This window comes from Enterococcus sp. AN402, assembly GCF_040719405.1.
GTDB lineage: Bacteria > Bacillota > Bacilli > Lactobacillales > Enterococcaceae > Enterococcus > Enterococcus faecalis.
On record NZ_JBFDTM010000004.1, the window covers coordinates 880,050 to 898,928 of the forward strand.

The following is an 18,879-nucleotide window of genomic DNA, read 5'->3' on the forward strand; positions in this document are numbered from 1 at the left end:
TTGTTAGACTAGTAAGTACATTCAGCTTTATAAAGGAGATCTTGAAGAAATGAGTAGAAAAAAAGTCGGTGTTTTCTGTCTATTTCTGTTTTTCACATTTTTTATTATTGTTCCAAAAGTAGAAGCTACAGAAGAAATGAAGACTAAATTTACAGTAACGCCTGTTTTACCAGAAAATCAAGTGTCAGGAACATCTAGTTATTATGATTTAATTCTGGCACCAAAGCAATCTTCCACTATTGTCTTAGACATAAAAAATAAGACAGACGAAAAATTGTCCATTGTATTGACTCTAGCAAATGCATCAACAAATGATAATGGGTTGATTGTGTACAATGATTTTGATAAATCACTTGATTCATCGTTAAAGGTTCCGCTGACAGACTTGGTTACTTTAGAAAATGAGGAAGTGAGTGTGCCGCCTCATCAAACAGTATCAGCAAAGATGAAGGTGAAGGGACTTGATCAGCCTATCAAAGGAGTTGTGTTAGGCGGGGTTTATGCGCATCTCAAAGATGAAAAAACAGAGGAAGAGAACCAAACAACGGGATTAACCAGTCGCTACGGGTTTAATGTTGCGATTGCCATGAGGAGTGCTGAGAATGCTCCTTTAACAGAGGTGAACCAACTGAAATTAGCGAAAGTAACACCTACAATTGCTTTAGGGGCCAAATCGCTAAAGGCGGTCATTCAAAATCCGTATGCTGCTATTTTTCCAGAAGTTCGTTTAGAAGGTCAAGTGATAAAAAAAGGATCCTCTAAAAAAATTGCACAACGGACACTAAAAAATGTTCGCTTTGCCCCAAATAGTTCCATGAATTTTCATCTTGATTTGGGCAAACAACCGCTAGATGCTGGGACTTATATATTTACAGGACGTGCTATTTTACAACAAGATGAACAACAGTCTTGGCCTTTTCAACAAGAATTTACGATTAACACTCGTGAAGCAAAAAAATTGAATCAAGAAGCTACGGTCAAATGGGTCCTACCTACATGGTGGTTACCGACTTTCTACACGTTGTTAGTAATCACAATTGGGGCAATTTATAGTGTCATTTGGCGCAATAATTATCAAAAAACAAGCGAAAAGGAGAGTGAGAATAATGGCTAGTTGGTTTTGGTTGTCTGGCGGTTTAGCGGTCATTTGTTTTATGTTTTTCCTCTTTTCTTTGTTGACTAGTATGAGTTTTATTCAGCATGCAAAAGAACCCAGAAGTATTCTAAAAGAAACGCTTTTAAGTTGGTTAATGCTTTTACTTAGTGGTGGGTGGATTACAATAGGACTATTGTTATATTTTTCGCTAAAGAATCAATAAACAAAAAACGAGCATTCAATGTTAGATAACCGTGAATGCTCGTTTTTTTGTTTTAGGAAAATGCTCTTTAGCAACTTGCCAGATTTCATTGGGCAACCTGACTGAAATTGTTAAATTGTTCTGTCGAAACGACAAAAAAGTGGTAAACTAAACGTGTATGTTAGTTATTTAATCAAAAGTAATGTATCCGCTTACTTATAAAATGGAAACGAAGGAGCATATTGCAATGACAGAAAAACTTTTAGGAAGTATCGAAGCCGGTGGCACAAAATTTGTATGTGGCGTTGGGACAGATGATTTGACCATTGTGGAACGTGTCAGTTTTCCCACAACAACCCCAGAAGAAACAATGAAAAAAGTAATAGAATTTTTCCAACAATATCCTTTAAAAGCGATTGGGATTGGTTCGTTTGGTCCGATTGATATTCACGTTGATTCTCCTACGTATGGTTATATCACTTCTACACCAAAATTAGCTTGGCGTAACTTTGACTTGTTAGGAACTATGAAACAACATTTTGATGTGCCAATGGCTTGGACAACGGATGTGAATGCTGCGGCATATGGTGAGTATGTTGCTGGAAATGGGCAACATACATCTAGTTGTGTATATTATACAATTGGAACTGGTGTTGGCGCTGGAGCGATTCAAAACGGTGAGTTTATTGAAGGCTTTAGCCACCCAGAAATGGGGCATGCGTTAGTCCGTCGTCATCCTGAAGATACGTATGCAGGAAATTGTCCTTATCATGGAGATTGTTTAGAAGGGATTGCAGCAGGACCAGCAGTTGAAGGTCGTTCTGGTAAAAAAGGTCATTTATTGGAAGAGGATCATAAAACTTGGGAACTAGAAGCTTATTATTTAGCACAAGCAGCGTACAATACTACTTTATTATTAGCGCCAGAAGTGATCATTTTAGGTGGCGGCGTCATGAAACAACGCCATTTGATGCCGAAAGTTCGTGAAAAATTTGCTGAATTAGTCAATGGATATGTGGAAACACCGCCTTTAGAAAAATACTTGGTGACGCCTCTTTTAGAAGATAATCCAGGAACAATTGGTTGCTTTGCCTTGGCAAAAAAAGCTTTAATGACTCAAAAATAACCATTTATTCGCAGTTCATGCATTATATTTGAAGGAAATGGCTAAGAATGATACTCTTATTATGTAATTAATTATTTAGGAGGGATTAGCATGGCAGATTTAAAAGGACGTTTTGACGATGCAAAAGATAAAGTAGAAGGTACTGCAAAAGAAGCGCAAGGCAAAGTTACGGATGATAAAGGCAAAGAACTTGAAGGAAAAGCTCAATCAACCTTTGCTGACGTAAAAGACAAAGCACGTGATGCCGGCGACGACCTTAAAGAAGGCGCTGAAAAATTAACTGATAAAGTTAAAGAAGGCTTTGAAGACTTAAAAGACAAATTTAGTAAAGATAAATAAAAATTAACAAAAGAGCGTGGGCTTACGTTATTTCAACGTAAGCCCACGCTCTTTTGTTTAGACATCAAATCCTTGTTTTTGCAAGAAAATTTTTACTTCTGGGCGACGATTATAAGAAAAATAGGACAAAGATTTCTGTGACCAATCCGCTGTTTGGGCGTTACTTGAGCGGCTGGCATAATAATCTTTTAATAATTCATCATATGTGTGCATATCTGTCAATTTGTCTGATTGGTAGTGATTTTCGCTTAAAATATTTTCAAAAGGCATCCGTGGTTTTACACCATTTAACGTTTCTGGTACACCGATTGTTAATCCGAAAAGTGGTACAGTTAATTCAGGCAAAGATAAGCGTTTGGCTACTGTGTCTAAGTCATTTCGAATGCCGCCAATATAACAAATCCCTAAATCCATAGATTCAGCCGCAATGGCCATGTTTTGCGCAGCAATCGTTGTATCAACGGCAGCTACTAATAATGATTCTGGTGTCTTTAAGGGTTCTAATGATTGCCCCTCTTTTGACAAAATCGTTGCATGACGATACAAATCAGCAACAAAAACATAGAACACACCAGTGTTAACGACATAGTCTTCACAATTCGCTAAACGTCCCAATTCTCTGCGTAGCTCAGGATCTTTGATTTCTATAATTGTATAAGCTTGTAAAAAATTGGAGCTTGATCCTGCTTGAGCTGCAGTAATTAACTGTTGTTTCTGCTTGTCCGTTAACGCTTGCTTTTTAAAATGACGAACGGAACGGTGACTTAGTAATTGTTCGATTGTTTGATTCATAAAAAACCTCCGTTTAAATTAAGAAAGAGAACAGAAAAACCCACAGCTTAATAGTGGGTTTCTCTGTCGTTAATTGCTAAAGATTACAGAATACGTTCAAATGGATCTAAACTAATTCCTTGGTCTAAGACGATTTTTGCGTATTCTTTCGCTGCAAATAAAGAATGATCTTTGTAGTTTCCACACTCTTTTGCAGAGACTGCTGGAACAACTTCTGTATTGATTACTTTGTTTAAAACGTTGACTAATGCATCACGGATTTCTTGTGGTGAATGTTGATCCCACATAATCATATAAAAACCAGTGCGGCAACCCATTGGCGAAATGTCAATGATTCCTTTTAATTCATCACGCATGTTAACTGCTAATAAATGTTCCAACGTGTGTAATGCGCCTGTTGGTAGGGCATCTTTGTTTGGTTGTAAGAAACGTAAGTCATATTTTTCGACTAACGCATCACCATTTTGTTCTGTGCCAGCAAGGCGAACATATGGTGCTTTTACTGTGTTGTGATCTAATTCAAAACTTTCTACGCGTGCCATGAAATTTCGCTCCCTTTATAATTAAATTCGTTTTAACTATAACAAATTTAAGTCAAAAGTCAATGGATAGTCCTTTGATGGGTAATAGTTTTAAAATATCATGGGAAAATAAAAAAATCATTTTTTTGACTATGTAGGTTTTTTCAATACTATGGTAAAATAGGACAAGTAGCTTTTACAAGAAGGTAAGAGGGGAGTATGAAAATATGGGAAAAGAATATCATGTTGCCGTGGTAGGAGCAACAGGTGCTGTCGGGACAAGAATGATTGAATTGTTAGCAGAAACAAGTTTGCCAATTGCCAGTGTGAGGTTATTGGCGTCTAAGCGTTCTGCTGGACAAGAGATTCAGTTTAAAGGACAACCTCTTATCGTGGAAGAATTAGTCCCGGAATCATTTGAAGGAATCGATTTAGCATTATTTAGTGCTGGTGGGAGTATTTCCGAAAAGTTTGCACCAGAAGCAGTTAAGCGCGGAGCTGTTGTTGTTGATAACACTAGCCATTTTAGAATGGCAAAAGATGTTCCTTTAGTTGTTCCAGAAGTGAACCCGGAAGCCTTGAAAAATCATCAGGGAATCATCGCAAATCCCAATTGTTCTACGATTCAAATGATGGTGGCCTTAGAACCAATTCGGCAAGCGTTTGGCTTAGAACGAATCATCGTTTCAACGTATCAAGCTGTGAGTGGCGCAGGTATCCGTGCAATTAATGAGCTAAAAGAACAAGCTGAAGATTTTTTAGAGGGAAAACCTGTCAGCGAATGGTCAGCTGAAATTTTACCAGCTGGCAGTGATAAAAAACATTATCCAATTGCTTTTAATGCGTTGCCTCAAATTGATGTTTTTTCAGAAGCAGGGTATACCTACGAAGAATGGAAAATGATGAATGAAACAAAAAAAATCATGGGAGACAACAAGCTAAAAGTCGTTGCCACCTGTGTCCGTATTCCGGTAATTTCAGGACATTCTGAGTCTGTTTATATAGAAGTGAAACAAGCAGATGCATCGGTCTCAGCCATCCAAGAATTAATGGCGCAAGCTCCAGGTGTAATTTTGCAAGATGAGCCAAGTGAACAACTATATCCACAAGCGCTAAATAGCGTCAACCAGAAAGAAACATTTGTCGGCCGTATTCGTCAAGACGTTGACGTGAAGAACGGTTTCCATTTATGGATTGTGTCAGACAACCTATTAAAAGGAGCTGCTTGGAACTCGGTCCAAATTGCTGAAACGCTACACGAAATGAATTTGCTTCGTGTACCTGAAAACGACTAGAAGGTTTGTATTGTATACTCGGGAGGGAATAGGATGGATTTAACGAATGCAACAATTATTACGGCAATGGTTACGCCGTTTCAAGAATCGGGAGAAATAGATTTTGATAAACTACCGCAATTGGTAGACTATTTATTGGCCAATCATACAGAAGGCGTTATTTTAGCAGGAACAACTGGTGAATCACCCACGTTAACTCATGAAGAAGAATTACAATTATTCCAGCGAATTATTGAACTGATCGATGGACGTATTCCGATTATTTGTGGTGTAGGTACGAATGATACACGTGACTCAGTCGCTTTTGTGAAAGAGTTAGCGACAATCGCTGGTATCGATGCTGTTTTGGCGGTTGTTCCTTATTATAATAAACCAAATCAAGAAGGTATGTATCAACATTTTAAAACCATCGCAGAAGCAAGTGAACTACCAATTATTTTGTACAATGTTCCTGGTAGAACGGCTGCATGTCTAGAAGTGAAAACTACTTTGCGCTTAGCACAATTGGAAAAAATTGTGGCAATTAAAGAATGTGCAGGGTTAGATGCAATTACTGAGTTGATTGAAAGAGCGCCAAAAGACTTTCTAGTGTATACTGGAGAAGACGGGTTGGCTTTTGCCACCAAGGCACTTGGCGGACAAGGGGTTATTTCGGTAGCCAGTCATGTCTTCGGTTCGTCAATGTATGAGATGTATCAAGCGCTGGAGCAGGGGAACTTGCCGGAAGCGGCTAAAATTCAACGACAGTTATTACCAAAAATGAACGCCTTGTTTTCAGTGCCTTCGCCGGCACCCGTGAAAGCGGCCTTAAATCATTTAGGTATTCCTGTTGGAAATTTACGTTTACCTCTAGTTGCTTGTACACCAGAAGAAGAGCAAAGAATTATTCGCACGTTAGAGATTTAAAGAACGTGTAATCATAGAGAGGTGAAAAGAGTGAGTACAATAAAAATCGTTCCATTAGGCGGCGTTCGTGAAAATGGAAAAAATATGTACGTTGCTGAAGTGGAAGATGAAATTTTTGTACTGGATTGTGGATTACAATATCCAGAGAACGAACTTTTAGGAATTGACGTTGTCATTCCGGATTTTACGTATTTAGAAGAAAATAGTGAACGAATTGCAGGGGTCTTTTTAACACATGGCCATGCAGATGCAATTGGGGCCTTACCGTATTTGCTTTCAAAAATTCAAGTGCCTGTTTTTGGGACAGAATTAACGATTGAATTAGCAAAACTAAGTGTCAACAGTCATGCGGAAACGAAGAAATTTAAAGATTTCCATGTGATTGACCCGCATACAGAAATTGATTTTGGTCAAGCAACGGTGAGCTTCTTTAAAACAACGCACACCATTCCAGATTCGATTGGTGTTAGCATCAAAACAAAAGAAGGCAACATTGTTTATACTGGTGATTTTAAATTTGATCAAAGTGCGATTGAGATGTATCAAACCGATTATGGCCGCTTGGCTGAAATTGGGAAAGAAGGCGTCTTGGCGCTACTTAGTGATTCATCAAATGCTGAAAACCCAGCCCAAGTTGCATCGGAAGCCCAAATCGCTGATGAGGTGTTCGACACGATTCGCTATTGGGAAGGACGAATCATCGTGGCATGTGTGGCAAGTAATTTGCAACGGGTCCAACAAGTATTGAATGCAGCGGATCGTTCTGGTCGTAAAGTCGTTTTGACAGGCCAAGATTTTGAACGGATTATTCGGACGGCGATGAAATTGGAAAAATTACAATTGCCAAGCGAAGATCTATTAGTGAAACCAAAAGAAATGAAAAAATATGCACCCGAACAGTTATTAATTTTAGAAACAGGCCGGATGGGAGAACCGATTAAGTCACTTCAAAAAATGGCTAATAATACACATGGTGTCGTTCGAATTGAAGAAGGCGATTTAGTTTATATTACGACAACGCCGACAACGGCCATGGAAACAACGGTTGCCAAAACAGAGGATATTGTCTATCGGGCCGGTGCTACGGTGAAGCAAATTTCCGACAATTTACGTGTGTCTGGTCACGCTAATCCGAATGACTTGCAATTGATGCTGAACTTAATGAAACCAAAATATTTCATTCCTGTCCAAGGTGAATACCGCCAGTTAGCTGCGCATGCGGACTTAGCACACGAAATTGGCATGCCTTATAAAGATATCTTTATTACAGGTCGTGGGGACATTCTAGAGTATACAAAAGGTAGAATGTCGGTAGCTGGCAGCACAACGGCCGAAAATATTATGATTGACGGGATTGGTGTCGGTGATATTGGTAATATCGTTTTACGGGATCGTCGTATTCTTTCCGAAGATGGTATTTTTGTGGCTGTTGTGACAATTAATCGCCGAGAAAAACGAATTGTTTCACCAGCTAAAATTACTTCTAGAGGTTTTGTTTACGTTAAAACAAGTAAAGACCTAATGAAAGAAAGTAGCAATATTGTTACAGAAATTGTTGAAAAACATTTAGAAAGTGACGATTTTGAATGGAGCAAACTGAAACAAGAAATCCGCGAAAACTTAAGCCGTTATTTATTTGAACAAACCAAACGTCGTCCTGTGATCTTACCAGTTATCATGGAAGCGACGCAACGCAAGCGTCCCAAAAATAACGCATAGTTCGTCCTGATAAAAGCAGGTGATTTTAGGAGAAATTCTTCTAAAGTCATCTGTTCTTTTTTGTAACTTTCTTCTATAAATATGGTACTATTAATCAGAGCGCTGAATAAAGGAGGCGATTTTAGTGGAAGAGATTGTGTTGTTCCATACCAATGATCTTCATTCTCACTTTGAAAATTGGCCCAAAATACGGCGTCTGGTTAAAGCCAAACGTTCGCTGTACCAAAAAGAGGGCAAAACAGTCGTAACCATTGATTTAGGTGACTTTTCAGATCGGTGTCATCCTTTGACCGAAGCAACAGATGGTCGAGCAAATGTAGCTATAATGAATACATTAGCGTATGATCTGGTTACAATTGGAAATAACGAAGGAATCGGCAATTCAAAGAAACAATTAGAGCATTTATATGATCAGGCAACATTTGAAGTGGTCTTAGCTAATTTAGAAGATCCAAAAACCCAAACGTTACCAGATTTTTGTCAAGCATATAAAATTATGACAACTAAAGAAGGCACAAAGTTAGGGTTTATTGGCTTAACCGCACCATTTACTTTAACGTATAATCCCAATGGCTGGACAATCAAACAAGTGGAAGCAGTCCTTCCTCAACTGATTACAGAAGTTGCGCCTCAATGTGATGTTCTCATTTTGCTTAGTCACTTGGGGATAGATACTGATTTTATGATTGCGGCGAATTATCCTGAAATTCAAGTGATTTTAGGTTCCCATACACATCATTTATTTAAAGATGGTGAAAAAATTAATCATGTGCAACTAGCAGCTGCTGGCAAATATGGACAGTATATTGGTGAAGTGCATCTGTTTGTGGATGCCGACACGAAGCAAGTCACAAGTTATGCAAAAACGATTGAAACAGCAAGTTTAGAAGAGCAAGCAACTGATGCCAAGGAAATTGCGGGTTACTTAACGGAAGGTCATCGACTATTGCAAGCGCAGCAAATTGCACAAATCCCTGAAACCTTGTCAACGGACTTACGGCAACCGCATGCCTTTATAACTGTTGCCTTGAAGGCGTTAAAAGAAGCTGGGCAGACCGAAGCGGCTGTGTTAAACAACGGGTTATTTTTAGCAGATTTACCAGAAGGAATAATCAATGCAGACCAATTACATGAGGCCTTGCCTCATCCAATGCATTTAATCAAGGTTACCTTGAAAGGGTCAGACATGAGCCGTTTGATTCGTGAAATGGAAAAAAGTCGTCAATTTCTGCGGAAATTTCCGATTCGCGGGATGGGCTTCCGCGGGAAAATTTTTGGCGAATTATGTTATGATGGGATTCGTTTTGAGCGAAATAGCCAGACCGTTTTTTGGCAAGGGAAACCTATTCAGCCAGAGCAGAAATATACGCTGACAACAGTGGATCACTTTCAATTTGTTCCGTTTTTCCCAACGATTGAGTTAGTTGGAGAAGTCGAATTTTTATTTCCAGACGTTTTAAGAACTGTCGTGGCGAACTATCTGCATGTCCACTATCCAATCAAATAAAAACAAGGTATAATAAAAACTAGGTGGTGAAAAAATGACAGACAAAAAGACAACCGAAAAAAAAGAAACAGAAACTGCTGCAACCTTTACAGAAGAACTAACAGCAGTTCTTGAAGAAATAAAAGAAGAACCTGTAAAAGAAAAGAAAAAAGGGGAAATTGTCACCATTGTGAATGAAACAGATATTCAAATTGGTGAAAGAGAGTACCGAATTGTTAAAAATCATCGTGATGCCTTTGATCCTGAACGCTTAGGTGAACGGTTTAGTGAAGTATTAGCGCGTTATGATTATATCGTAGGAGACTGGGGCTATGAACAGTTACGCTTGCGTGGCTTTTTTGATACTTCTAATCGTCGGGCAGCGCCGGATCAACGCATTGATACACTAGAAGACTATTTGTATGAATATTGTAATTTTGGCTGTGCCTATTTTGTAATTGAACGTACAGGGGAACGTAAAGAAAAAACAACGCATCGTCGTCGTCGCCATAAAAAGAATAATCGTTCTAACGCGTTTGTCGAGGAAAAGAGTGCGCCCGCTAATAAAAATAGCAAGCCAGTGATTCGTACGCGAAAAGAAGAAAATAAAAAAACGACTACACCCAAACAGCCTAGTCCCAAAAAATCTGGCAAAGGCTTTACGATTCGTCAACGTGAGGAGTAAACAGAGTGAAAAAAGACTATCAAGGATATTTAATTGATTTAGATGGAACGATTTATTTAGGAAAAGAACCAATTCCAGCCGGAAAACGTTTTGTCGAGCAGTTACAGGAAAAAGATTTGCCTTTTTTATTTGTAACGAATAATACCACTAAATCTCCTGAAACAGTGGCACAACGTTTAGCAAATGAATTTGATATTCATGTCCCAGCATCCCTTGTTTATACAGCGACTTTAGCGACGATTGATTACATGAAAGAAACCAATCGAGGCAAGAAAGTCTTTGTCATCGGCGAGGCTGGTTTAATTGACTTAATTTTAGAAGCAGGTTTTGAATGGGATGAAACAAATCCTGATTATGTTGTCGTGGGACTTGATACAGAATTATCTTACGAAAAAGTGGTTTTAGCTACCTTAGCCATTCAAAAAGGGGCGTTGTTTATTGGGACCAATCCAGATAAGAACATTCCGACAGAAAGAGGCTTATTACCTGGTGCAGGTTCAGTTGTGACGTTTGTGGAGACAGCTACTCAAACAAAACCAGTTTATATTGGCAAACCAAAAGCGATTATCATGGAACGAGCGATTGCGCATTTAGGCGTGGAAAAAGAGCAAGTAATTATGGTTGGAGATAATTATGAAACCGATATTCAATCAGGGATTCAAAATGGTATTGATAGCTTGTTAGTTACATCAGGTTTTACCCCTAAGTCAGCTGTTCCAACTTTGCCAACGCCACCAACCTATGTTGTTGATTCCTTAGATGAATGGACTTTTTGAGTATGATGAGGTCGAAATTGCGTTTAAGGGAAACACTTGGACTCATTTGTTTGTTTTTAACGATTGTGGCTTTAAGTATCACGATCACGATTAATTTTCGTCCATTGTATCTTTTTGATATCCAACACTTAAATATTTTAAAAGACGTAGAGGTTGATCGTGTGACCTTGATTAAAAATTACGATCATTTAATGATGTACTTAAACAATCCTTTTGAAAAAACATTAGTATTTCCTGATTTCCCAATGTCTGATAGCGCGGCTTTTCATTTTTATGAAGTGAAAAAATTGTTTTTATTGTGCTACGGCGTATTATTAGTTACGTTGTTGCCTAGTGTCCTTTATTTAAAATATTTGGTAAAAAATCAGCGTTTATGGACATTGATACGGCCATTTCAGTGGGGAATGTTTTTGCCTGTGCTTTTTGGCTTTTTCATGCTGATTGGCTTTGATCAATTTTTTATTGCGTTTCATGGATTATTTTTTAACAACGATGCTTGGTTATTTAATCCGCTGACTGATCCGATTATCAATGCCTTACCTGAAGCCTACTTTATGCATTGTTTTATCTTGTTTTTTGTTTTATTAGAAGGCCTGTTTTTGATAGGTATTTTAATCGGAAAACGTTCTTTAAAAAAATAAAGAGAGAAAAGTGAACAATTCCAAAATTGCTCGCTTTTCTTTTTTATTCAATCTAGTTTTAGAAACTAGATTGAATAATTGTCAAAAGTATGATATTCTTTTTTAGAAATGGTTAGGAGGGTTTTTATGGACGAGATAGAAAAATCACTACAAAATTGGGGCCAACAATTGGAAAACGTTCATTTGCCAAGATGGCATGAGTTACCAGATATTGAATTATATATGGATCAAGTGATTACTCTGATAGAAAAATACTTATCCCCATTGATTACACTGGAAAAACATACTTTGTTAACGTCCTCAATGGTTAATAATTATGTCAAACACGGGTTAATCCCGGCCCCAGTGAAAAAGCGCTACAATCAAAAGCATTTAGCGTTTTTAATTGCGATTACGTTGTTGAAACAAGTGTTAACATTGCCAGAAATTAAGCAAGGCATTTTATTCCAAGGAGCTACGGTTGGTATTCGTGAAGCGTACAATTTATTTTGTCAAGAACAGGAACGAGCGATTTATGTGATTGCTGCTCAAGCGCAAGAAAAAGAAGTTCAGACCAAATCACAAGAACCTATGGGGATTGAATATTTGGCTGTAAAAGCAGCGACAATGTCTTTTGCTACTAAAATGTTTAGTGAAAAAGTGATTGAATTGGAACAAGAATACTTAAAAGAAATGGATGAGATGACACATGAATAAAGAAAAAATCGCACTACTAGTTGATTCTGGGACAGATGTTCCAGAGGCATTAGTCAAACAATACGGCATGTATGTCTTGCCCTTACAGATTATTTATCCTGAAAAAACCTATACAGATAAGGTAGATATTACACCAGAAGAAGTGTATCAACGTTTAGAGAAAGAAATCCCTAGTACTTCATTACCTGATGGTGCAACAATTCAAGCTATTTTTGACAAAATTAAAGAAGCGGGTTACGAAAAAGTCTTAGCGGTGACCATTTCTAGTGGCTTAAGTGGAACGTATAATGTGGTTCGCTTGCTTGGAGAACAAACCGAAGGACTAGATGTATTTGTTTTAGATACAAAGAACATTGGTATCGGGGCTGGCATTCAGGCGATACGAGCAGCAGAATTAATTGAAACAGGATTAGGATGGCAAGAATTACAACAAAAATTAACAGAAGAAGTAGCCAACGCAAAAGTATTTTTTAATGTAGCCACTTTAGAATATTTACAAAAAGGTGGACGAATTGGTTTAGTCACTTCTATTTTAGGCAATGCGCTAAAATTAAACCCCATTATTTCTTGTAATGAAGAAGGCATTTACTATACGGTGGCTAAGTCTCGCGGCCGTAAAAAAAGTCTTGATAAAACGTTTGAGTTGGTGACGAACTTTATAGGTGAGGCACCCCGTTTTCGTTTGGCAGTCGCTCACGGTGCGGCAGAGGAAGAAGCAAAAGCAATGATGGAACGCTTGAAAGCAGCTTTTCCACAAGCAGAAGAAATTTACTTTGGAACGATTAGTCCGGCATTAGTTGTTCATACAGGACCAGGACTTTTAGGTGTTGGTATACAGTTATTAAATGATTAATTAAATGAAAAATCTCCTCAAATTTTTTTGAGGGGATTTTTCATTTAAGATTTCTCTTTTTCATAGAAATATCATTTTGCTGGAAAAACAACGAAAATTATATTGAAAATTTCACAAATGTGTTACAATTTGTCTACAAAGGGGGAATTTTTTGTGAAAAAAGCAATAGCAGAATGTTTAGGAACATTTATTCTTGTCTTTTTTGGGACAGGAACAGCCGTTCTAGGAAATGGTATGGAAGGGATTGGAACAACGGGGATTGCCTTAGCATTTGGGTTAACAATCGTTGCTGCTGCCTATAGTATTGGCACAATTTCAGGTGCACATCTAAACCCAGCTGTTTCTATAGGAATGTGGCTTAATAAACGAATGACAACAATGGAACTAATCTACTATGTAGTGGGACAAATTGTTGGTGGCTTGATTGCCTCATTTGCATTATTAAGCATTCTAAAAGGTGCTGGTAAAAGTATTGAGAACTTAGGTCAAAATGGCGTGGGGGAATTAAGTGTTGCTGGTGCATTGACAGTCGAAATTATTTTAACATTTATTTTTGTTTTAGTTGTCATGACAGTTACAAGTGCTAAGAAAGGCAATGCTTCATTAGCAGGAATCGTAATTGGGTTAACACTAACAATGATTCACTTAGTCGGCATTCCTTTGACAGGAACTTCTGTCAACCCAGCTCGTAGCATCGCGCCAGCCGTTTTTGCGGGTGGTTCAGCGTTATCTGAGTTGTGGATTTTTATCGTTGCGCCATTAATTGGTGGATTATTAGCCGCTCTTGTAGCAAAATTCGTCTTAGATACGGAAGAATAGATTAGCGAAAGAAGAATCTTTGATAACAAGCGTCAATTGTTGTCAGAGATTCTTTTTTTGTTATACTAGGAGAACCTAAAGGCGCATTTTTAACCAAAGATGAAAACATCATCAAAATAAGGTATAATAGGAAAGTATCAAATAAGATTAGAAGGAAAAAGAGGTGTCTCTTTGTGAAGAAAATTTTAGTAGTTGATGACGAGAAGCCAATTTCAGAGATCGTTAAATATAATTTGGTTAAAGAAGGATATGAAGTATTTACTGCTTATGATGGAGAAGAAGCACTTGAAAAAGTGGAAGAAGTGGAACCAGACTTAATTATTTTAGACTTAATGCTCCCTAAAATGGATGGCTTAGAAGTCGCGCGAGAAGTGCGCAAAACACATGATATGCCAATCATTATGGTGACTGCCAAAGATTCTGAAATTGATAAGGTTTTAGGATTAGAATTAGGAGCCGATGACTATGTAACGAAACCATTTTCAAATCGTGAATTAGTTGCTCGTGTCAAAGCCAATTTACGGCGAGGTGCAACCAATGCGAAAGAAGCCGAGGTGACAACACAATCTGAATTAACGATTGGTGATTTAACCATTCATCCTGATGCATACATGGTCTCAAAACGGGGTGAAAAAATTGAATTAACCCACCGTGAATTTGAGTTACTTTATTACTTAGCAAAACATATCGGACAAGTGATGACTCGTGAACATTTATTACAAACCGTTTGGGGTTATGATTATTTTGGGGATGTGCGGACAGTGGACGTAACCGTGCGTCGTTTAAGAGAAAAAATTGAAGATAGTCCAAGTCATCCAACGTATTTAGTTACTCGTCGTGGGGTTGGTTATTATCTAAGAAATCCTGAACAGGAGTAATCAGGTATGAAGAAAAAAGTTCACTTTTTTCAATCTGTTAATTTTAAGATTGCTTTATCATTTATTCTGCTGTTACTGATTGCGATTCAAATCATTGGTGGCTATTTTATTCGTGAACTGGAAGCCACTACAATTTCCGATTTTAAGAAAAATATGGATTCCCAGGTTGTCCAATTGTCAAATACGTTAAGTACGCAGATGAGCAACAAAGATCTCGAACGTAGTGACGTTGATGCAAATTTAAAAAAAGCATTATCTGATTTTTCAAATGCAGACATTTCTGAAGCGAGAATTGTCGATGATAAAGGGATTATTCGGGCAACCAATGATTTAAATCAACAAAATATTATTGGGAAAAAGAATGATTATCGTGATTTAAATGACTTTACGAGTAAAAAATATCAAGCTTTAGATAATGATAAACGCGTGTATGTGAATGTTCAGCCGATTCAATCGCCTACTGGAGAAACAGTGATTGGTGTCCTTTATGTGAAAAGTAATTTAGAAAATAAATACCAAGAAATTACCAACACAGCAAGTATCTTTTTCACTGCTTCTATTATTGCCGCAGCAATCTCGATTATTGTGACCTTACTGATTGCACGATCAATCACGAAGCCGATTGGGGAAATGCGCGAGCAAGCCATTCGAATCGCTCGTGGTGATTACGCTGGAAAAGTAGAAGTCCATGGAAAAGATGAATTAGGCCAATTAGCAGAAACATTTAATCAATTATCAGAACGGATTGAAGAAGCACAAGAAACAATGGAAGCAGAAAGAAATCGTTTAGATAGTGTCTTAACGCATATGACAGATGGTGTCATTGCGACGGATCGCCGCGGAAAGGTGATTACAATTAATGAGATGGCCCTTTCATTATTAAATGTAAAAAATGAAAATGTGATTGGGACCTCGTTATTAGAGTTGTTAGATATTGAAGAAGACTACACATTGCGGAAGCTGTTAGAAGAGCCAGATGAACTGCTGATTGATCGCTCAACGTCTGATCGTGAAGAAGACCAAATGATTATCCGGGTAGACTTTACGATGATTCGTCGGGAATCAGGATTTATTACTGGCTTAGTTTGCGTACTTCATGACGTCACAGAACAGGAAAAAAACGAACGGGAAAGACGGGAATTTGTTTCCAACGTTTCTCATGAGTTGCGAACGCCTTTGACAAGTATGCGTAGTTATATAGAGGCTTTGAGTGAAGGAGCTTGGGAAAACCCTGAGATTGCGCCGAACTTCTTAAAAGTCACGTTAGAAGAAACCGACCGGATGATTCGTATGATTAATGATTTGTTAAATTTATCTCGGATGGACTCTGGGAATACACATCTTCAATTAGAGTATGTGAATTTTAACGAATTGATTAATTTTGTCTTGGATCGCTTTGATATGATGATTGAAAATGAGCAAAAAAATTACAAAATTCGCCGTGAATTTACTAAACGCGATTTATGGGTAGAGTTAGATACAGACAAAGTAATTCAGGTTTTAGACAACATCTTGAACAATGCGATTAAGTATTCGCCAGATGGCGGCGTCATTACCTGCCGACTAGTTGAAACACATAATAATGTCGTCTTTAGTATCTCGGACCAAGGTTTGGGCATCCCTAAAAAAGATCTCGGGAAAGTCTTCGAGCGTTTTTATCGTGTGGATAAAGCACGTGCACGAGCACAAGGTGGGACTGGTTTAGGTTTAGCAATTTCTAAAGAAGTAATTCGGGCCCATAACGGGAGTATTTGGGTGGAAAGTACAGAAGGTGAAGGATCGACTTTCTATATTTCACTACCATATGAACCTTATGAAGAGGATTGGTGGGAATGATGAAATTATCAGAATGGATTACAAGAATTGGCTTGATTTTAATGGTCATTTTAAGTATATATTTTTCAGTCAATATCTGGCTGAATTCTGCCAAAAAAATACCAGAAATGAAGTCGGGAAGCCAAGTCACAACAGCTGTCAATGAAAAAGCCATTGGCGATGTCTATTTACCTTTGCAATTGATTCGAATAACTGATGGAAAAGCGATGCAAAGTAATCGTGAAACATTAATTAGTAATGTTCAAAATGATATTAAAATGGCTACGTTTGGTAAATTGACACAAGTTGTGACAAAAAATGCAGAGCAACTTAAGCGCTACAACCAAATGGAACAAGGCATTGAACTTCTTTATCAAGGTCCCTTTTTAATCTCGGACTATGCTTCGATTTATAATCTATCCATTAATTTTACTAACTTTAATGAGTTGACGGACCAGTATTTTACGAAAATTCAATTGGATTTTAACGAAAATAAGATACGTTTTTTAGATTATGACCAAGCCAACGTCTATGAAGCACCCATGACTGTCAATAAGGCGCGCTTAATGGAAATTATCAATAAAGAGGGATTGCAATATCAAGACGTTTCCGAAAATACGCTAACCAAACAAGGGCAATGTTATTTAACCAATGATATGAAGTTGAAAAAGTACAGTTATATTTTAGCTTCGCAACCAGTTACTCGTTTTAGGAATGCTTTTTTCAATGAAACGGAAGATATCCAAACCAATGAAGACAGTCAAGACTTAACCTACACGAGTAAAGAAGAACGATTGTTTGCAGAAGAAAAACTGGGGAAAATCGATTTTAAAGGGACCTTGCCAGAAGAGAATAAACGGGATTCAATCTATAATCAAAGCTTTTCTTATGTAAAACGTTTAGGAACCAATATGGGGAATTTACGTTACTTTGATCGAACGAAAGATAGTGTCAATTATCGGACTTTTGTGGAAGGTTTCCCAGTGTTCAGTAATGATTTAAAAGGCCAAGTGGATATTCGCATCACGAACAATGATGGTGCTGCGCCAAGCGTAACCATTAACACAAGTGTGAATACAATCCAAGTACCGATTCCTTCAGAAGAAGAAGTGACGCTGGAAAGCACGGAAAAATTAATTAAGCGTTTAGAAACGGCTGGTGCTAAAAAGGAAAAAATCCAATCGGCTGTTATCGGTTATACGTGGCAGACAATTGAAGAAGTCAAACAAGTCGTTGATTTAAGTCCGGAATGGTATGTCCTTTATAACAACAATTGGTACACTGCAACGGACTTGGTAAAACAATTACCAAGCTTGGAGGTGGGCTAATGGATTTTAAACGAATTGAGTGGATTTTCTTCTTAGCGTTTTTAGGATTAAATATCTTTTTATTTGGAATTTATCGGGAAGGTCAACAAGAGGAGAGCAACGTCTCTTCTTCCAGCCAAACAGAATCGATTGAAAGTCGGTTGGAAAAAGATAACATCTCGTATAAAGGGACACTTTCTTCAGAACGATTGGAAGGCTATTATTTAAGTGGCGAACAAACCAATTTTTCTGCTGCTTTAAAAATCCAACGTGAAAAGAATAAAAATTTTTTGAGAAATGGGCTGCAAATTGCGGATAATACTTTAACGAGTGTACCTAGTAAAAACTATTTTATTGATCCTAAGAAAATTGATAAAGATTTAAGTACCTTTTTAAATGAAAAAAATGCTTTATTATTCGGAGACGAATATCAATACTTACCAGAATTTTCTCATTTAAAAGAGCCGACGGCAGAAATTGTGGCTGCACAATCGTATAAAGGAATTCCTTTTAGAGACGACACGGCAAAATTAAGTATTTTAGCAGATACGTCAGGTGAATTATGGAAAATTAGTAAATATTCGCAAACGCACATTGAAAATATTGAAGAGTTACGAGACAAAACGGATTTATATTCCAATCGTGATGCGATAGACACGCTCTATATGAATAACCGGATTCCTAGTAATTCCAAAATAACATTCATTAAATTGGCCTATTCAAGAATTTATAAAATTCGTGAGAAAAATGTATACGTTCCAGTCTGGTTTGTAGGAATTTCTACTGGTGAAGATTCAGTTGAAATTGAACAGGTGAATGCCGTAAGTAATACCATCATCACAAATAATACTGTGCCAAAGGTGGAAAAACATTAAGGTCCGTTGTATAATGAAACACGTTAATGTTGTAATGTAGAAGGGAAGAGTT

At 37.6% G+C, this 18,879-nt stretch carries 20 protein-coding genes; 18 read left to right on the forward strand and 2 right to left on the reverse strand.

Annotated elements, in window-relative coordinates:
- Positions 1–49 precede the first annotated feature (49 nt).
- The 4 genes from AB1I62_RS05665 to AB1I62_RS05680 all read left to right on the forward strand — a co-directional run bounded on the left by AB1I62_RS05665 (position 50) and on the right by AB1I62_RS05680 (position 2,763).
- Positions 50–1,114, forward strand: coding sequence for a DUF916 and DUF3324 domain-containing protein (locus AB1I62_RS05665; RefSeq protein WP_048737768.1), 1,065 nt, complete (start codon positions 50–52; stop codon positions 1,112–1,114).
- A complete protein-coding gene (locus tag AB1I62_RS05670) occupies positions 1,107–1,319 on the forward strand; it encodes a hypothetical protein (protein WP_002357965.1) in 213 nt (70 codons plus the stop codon). The genes AB1I62_RS05665 and AB1I62_RS05670 overlap by 8 nt, the downstream gene beginning before the upstream one ends.
- Before the next feature lie 226 nt (positions 1,320–1,545).
- On the forward strand, positions 1,546–2,424 hold the full coding sequence (gene scrK / locus AB1I62_RS05675; protein ID WP_002363736.1) for a fructokinase ScrK: 879 nt from the start codon (positions 1,546–1,548) through the stop codon (positions 2,422–2,424).
- Between the two features lie 90 nt (positions 2,425–2,514).
- Positions 2,515–2,763, forward strand: coding sequence for a YtxH domain-containing protein (locus AB1I62_RS05680; RefSeq protein WP_002357962.1), 249 nt, complete (start codon positions 2,515–2,517; stop codon positions 2,761–2,763).
- Positions 2,764–2,820: 57 nt separating this feature from the next.
- Here AB1I62_RS05680 and nfsA read toward each other — a convergent pair whose 3' ends face one another.
- Positions 2,821–3,555, reverse strand: coding sequence for an oxygen-insensitive NADPH nitroreductase (nfsA, locus tag AB1I62_RS05685; protein WP_002360554.1), 735 nt, complete (start codon positions 3,553–3,555; stop codon positions 2,821–2,823).
- An 83-nt stretch (positions 3,556–3,638) separates the two neighbouring features.
- On the reverse strand, positions 3,639–4,097 hold the full coding sequence (locus AB1I62_RS05690) for an S-ribosylhomocysteine lyase (RefSeq protein ID WP_002357960.1): 459 nt from the start codon (positions 4,095–4,097) through the stop codon (positions 3,639–3,641).
- A gap of 206 nt (positions 4,098–4,303) precedes the next feature.
- Between AB1I62_RS05690 and AB1I62_RS05695 the strand changes: the two genes are divergently transcribed.
- The 14 genes from AB1I62_RS05695 to AB1I62_RS05760 all read left to right on the forward strand — a co-directional run bounded on the left by AB1I62_RS05695 (position 4,304) and on the right by AB1I62_RS05760 (position 18,827).
- On the forward strand, positions 4,304–5,371 hold the full coding sequence (locus tag AB1I62_RS05695; protein WP_002403231.1) for an aspartate-semialdehyde dehydrogenase: 1,068 nt from the start codon (positions 4,304–4,306) through the stop codon (positions 5,369–5,371).
- A 33-nt stretch (positions 5,372–5,404) separates the two neighbouring features.
- A complete protein-coding gene (dapA, locus tag AB1I62_RS05700; protein WP_048737771.1) occupies positions 5,405–6,277 on the forward strand; it encodes a 4-hydroxy-tetrahydrodipicolinate synthase in 873 nt (290 codons plus the stop codon).
- Between the two features lie 30 nt (positions 6,278–6,307).
- Positions 6,308–7,996 carry a ribonuclease J gene (locus AB1I62_RS05705; RefSeq protein ID WP_002357956.1) on the forward strand — a complete coding sequence of 563 codons (1,689 nt, stop codon included), beginning with the start codon at positions 6,308–6,310 and terminating at the stop codon, positions 7,994–7,996.
- Between the two features lie 124 nt (positions 7,997–8,120).
- Positions 8,121–9,503 (forward strand): bifunctional metallophosphatase/5'-nucleotidase, encoded by a 1,383-nt coding sequence (locus AB1I62_RS05710; protein WP_104859340.1) that lies wholly within the window; start codon positions 8,121–8,123, stop codon positions 9,501–9,503.
- A 34-nt stretch (positions 9,504–9,537) separates the two neighbouring features.
- Positions 9,538–10,167, forward strand: coding sequence for a YutD family protein (locus tag AB1I62_RS05715; RefSeq protein ID WP_002357954.1), 630 nt, complete (start codon positions 9,538–9,540; stop codon positions 10,165–10,167).
- Positions 10,168–10,172: 5 nt separating this feature from the next.
- The gene (locus AB1I62_RS05720; protein ID WP_002357953.1) at positions 10,173–10,943 is read left to right on the forward strand and encodes a TIGR01457 family HAD-type hydrolase; all 771 of its coding nucleotides are present in this window, start codon (positions 10,173–10,175) and stop codon (positions 10,941–10,943) included.
- Positions 10,931–11,584 carry a TIGR01906 family membrane protein gene (locus AB1I62_RS05725; RefSeq protein WP_002382167.1) on the forward strand — a complete coding sequence of 218 codons (654 nt, stop codon included), beginning with the start codon at positions 10,931–10,933 and terminating at the stop codon, positions 11,582–11,584. The genes AB1I62_RS05720 and AB1I62_RS05725 overlap by 13 nt, the downstream gene beginning before the upstream one ends.
- Positions 11,585–11,710: 126 nt before the next feature.
- A complete protein-coding gene (locus AB1I62_RS05730) occupies positions 11,711–12,280 on the forward strand; it encodes a DUF1836 domain-containing protein (RefSeq protein ID WP_104859339.1) in 570 nt (189 codons plus the stop codon).
- On the forward strand, positions 12,273–13,133 hold the full coding sequence (locus AB1I62_RS05735) for a DegV family protein (RefSeq protein WP_002357950.1): 861 nt from the start codon (positions 12,273–12,275) through the stop codon (positions 13,131–13,133). Before AB1I62_RS05730 ends, AB1I62_RS05735 begins: the two co-directional genes overlap by 8 nt.
- Before the next feature lie 117 nt (positions 13,134–13,250).
- The gene (locus AB1I62_RS05740; RefSeq protein WP_002408099.1) at positions 13,251–13,952 is read left to right on the forward strand and encodes an MIP/aquaporin family protein; all 702 of its coding nucleotides are present in this window, start codon (positions 13,251–13,253) and stop codon (positions 13,950–13,952) included.
- 173 nt (positions 13,953–14,125) lie between these two features.
- Positions 14,126–14,830, forward strand: a complete 705-nt coding sequence (gene yycF / locus AB1I62_RS05745; protein WP_002357947.1) for a response regulator YycF — start codon at positions 14,126–14,128, stop codon at positions 14,828–14,830.
- Between the two features lie 6 nt (positions 14,831–14,836).
- Positions 14,837–16,666: a cell wall metabolism sensor histidine kinase WalK gene (gene walK / locus AB1I62_RS05750; RefSeq protein WP_002357946.1), complete on the forward strand. Its 1,830-nt coding sequence runs from the start codon at positions 14,837–14,839 to the stop codon at positions 16,664–16,666.
- Positions 16,663–17,973 (forward strand): YycH family regulatory protein, encoded by a 1,311-nt coding sequence (locus AB1I62_RS05755; RefSeq protein WP_104874800.1) that lies wholly within the window; start codon positions 16,663–16,665, stop codon positions 17,971–17,973. Before walK ends, AB1I62_RS05755 begins: the two co-directional genes overlap by 4 nt.
- Complete coding sequence (locus AB1I62_RS05760; protein WP_002365516.1) at positions 17,973–18,827, forward strand: two-component system regulatory protein YycI; 855 nt, start codon at positions 17,973–17,975, stop codon at positions 18,825–18,827. The genes AB1I62_RS05755 and AB1I62_RS05760 overlap by 1 nt, the downstream gene beginning before the upstream one ends.
- Positions 18,828–18,879 lie beyond the last annotated feature (52 nt).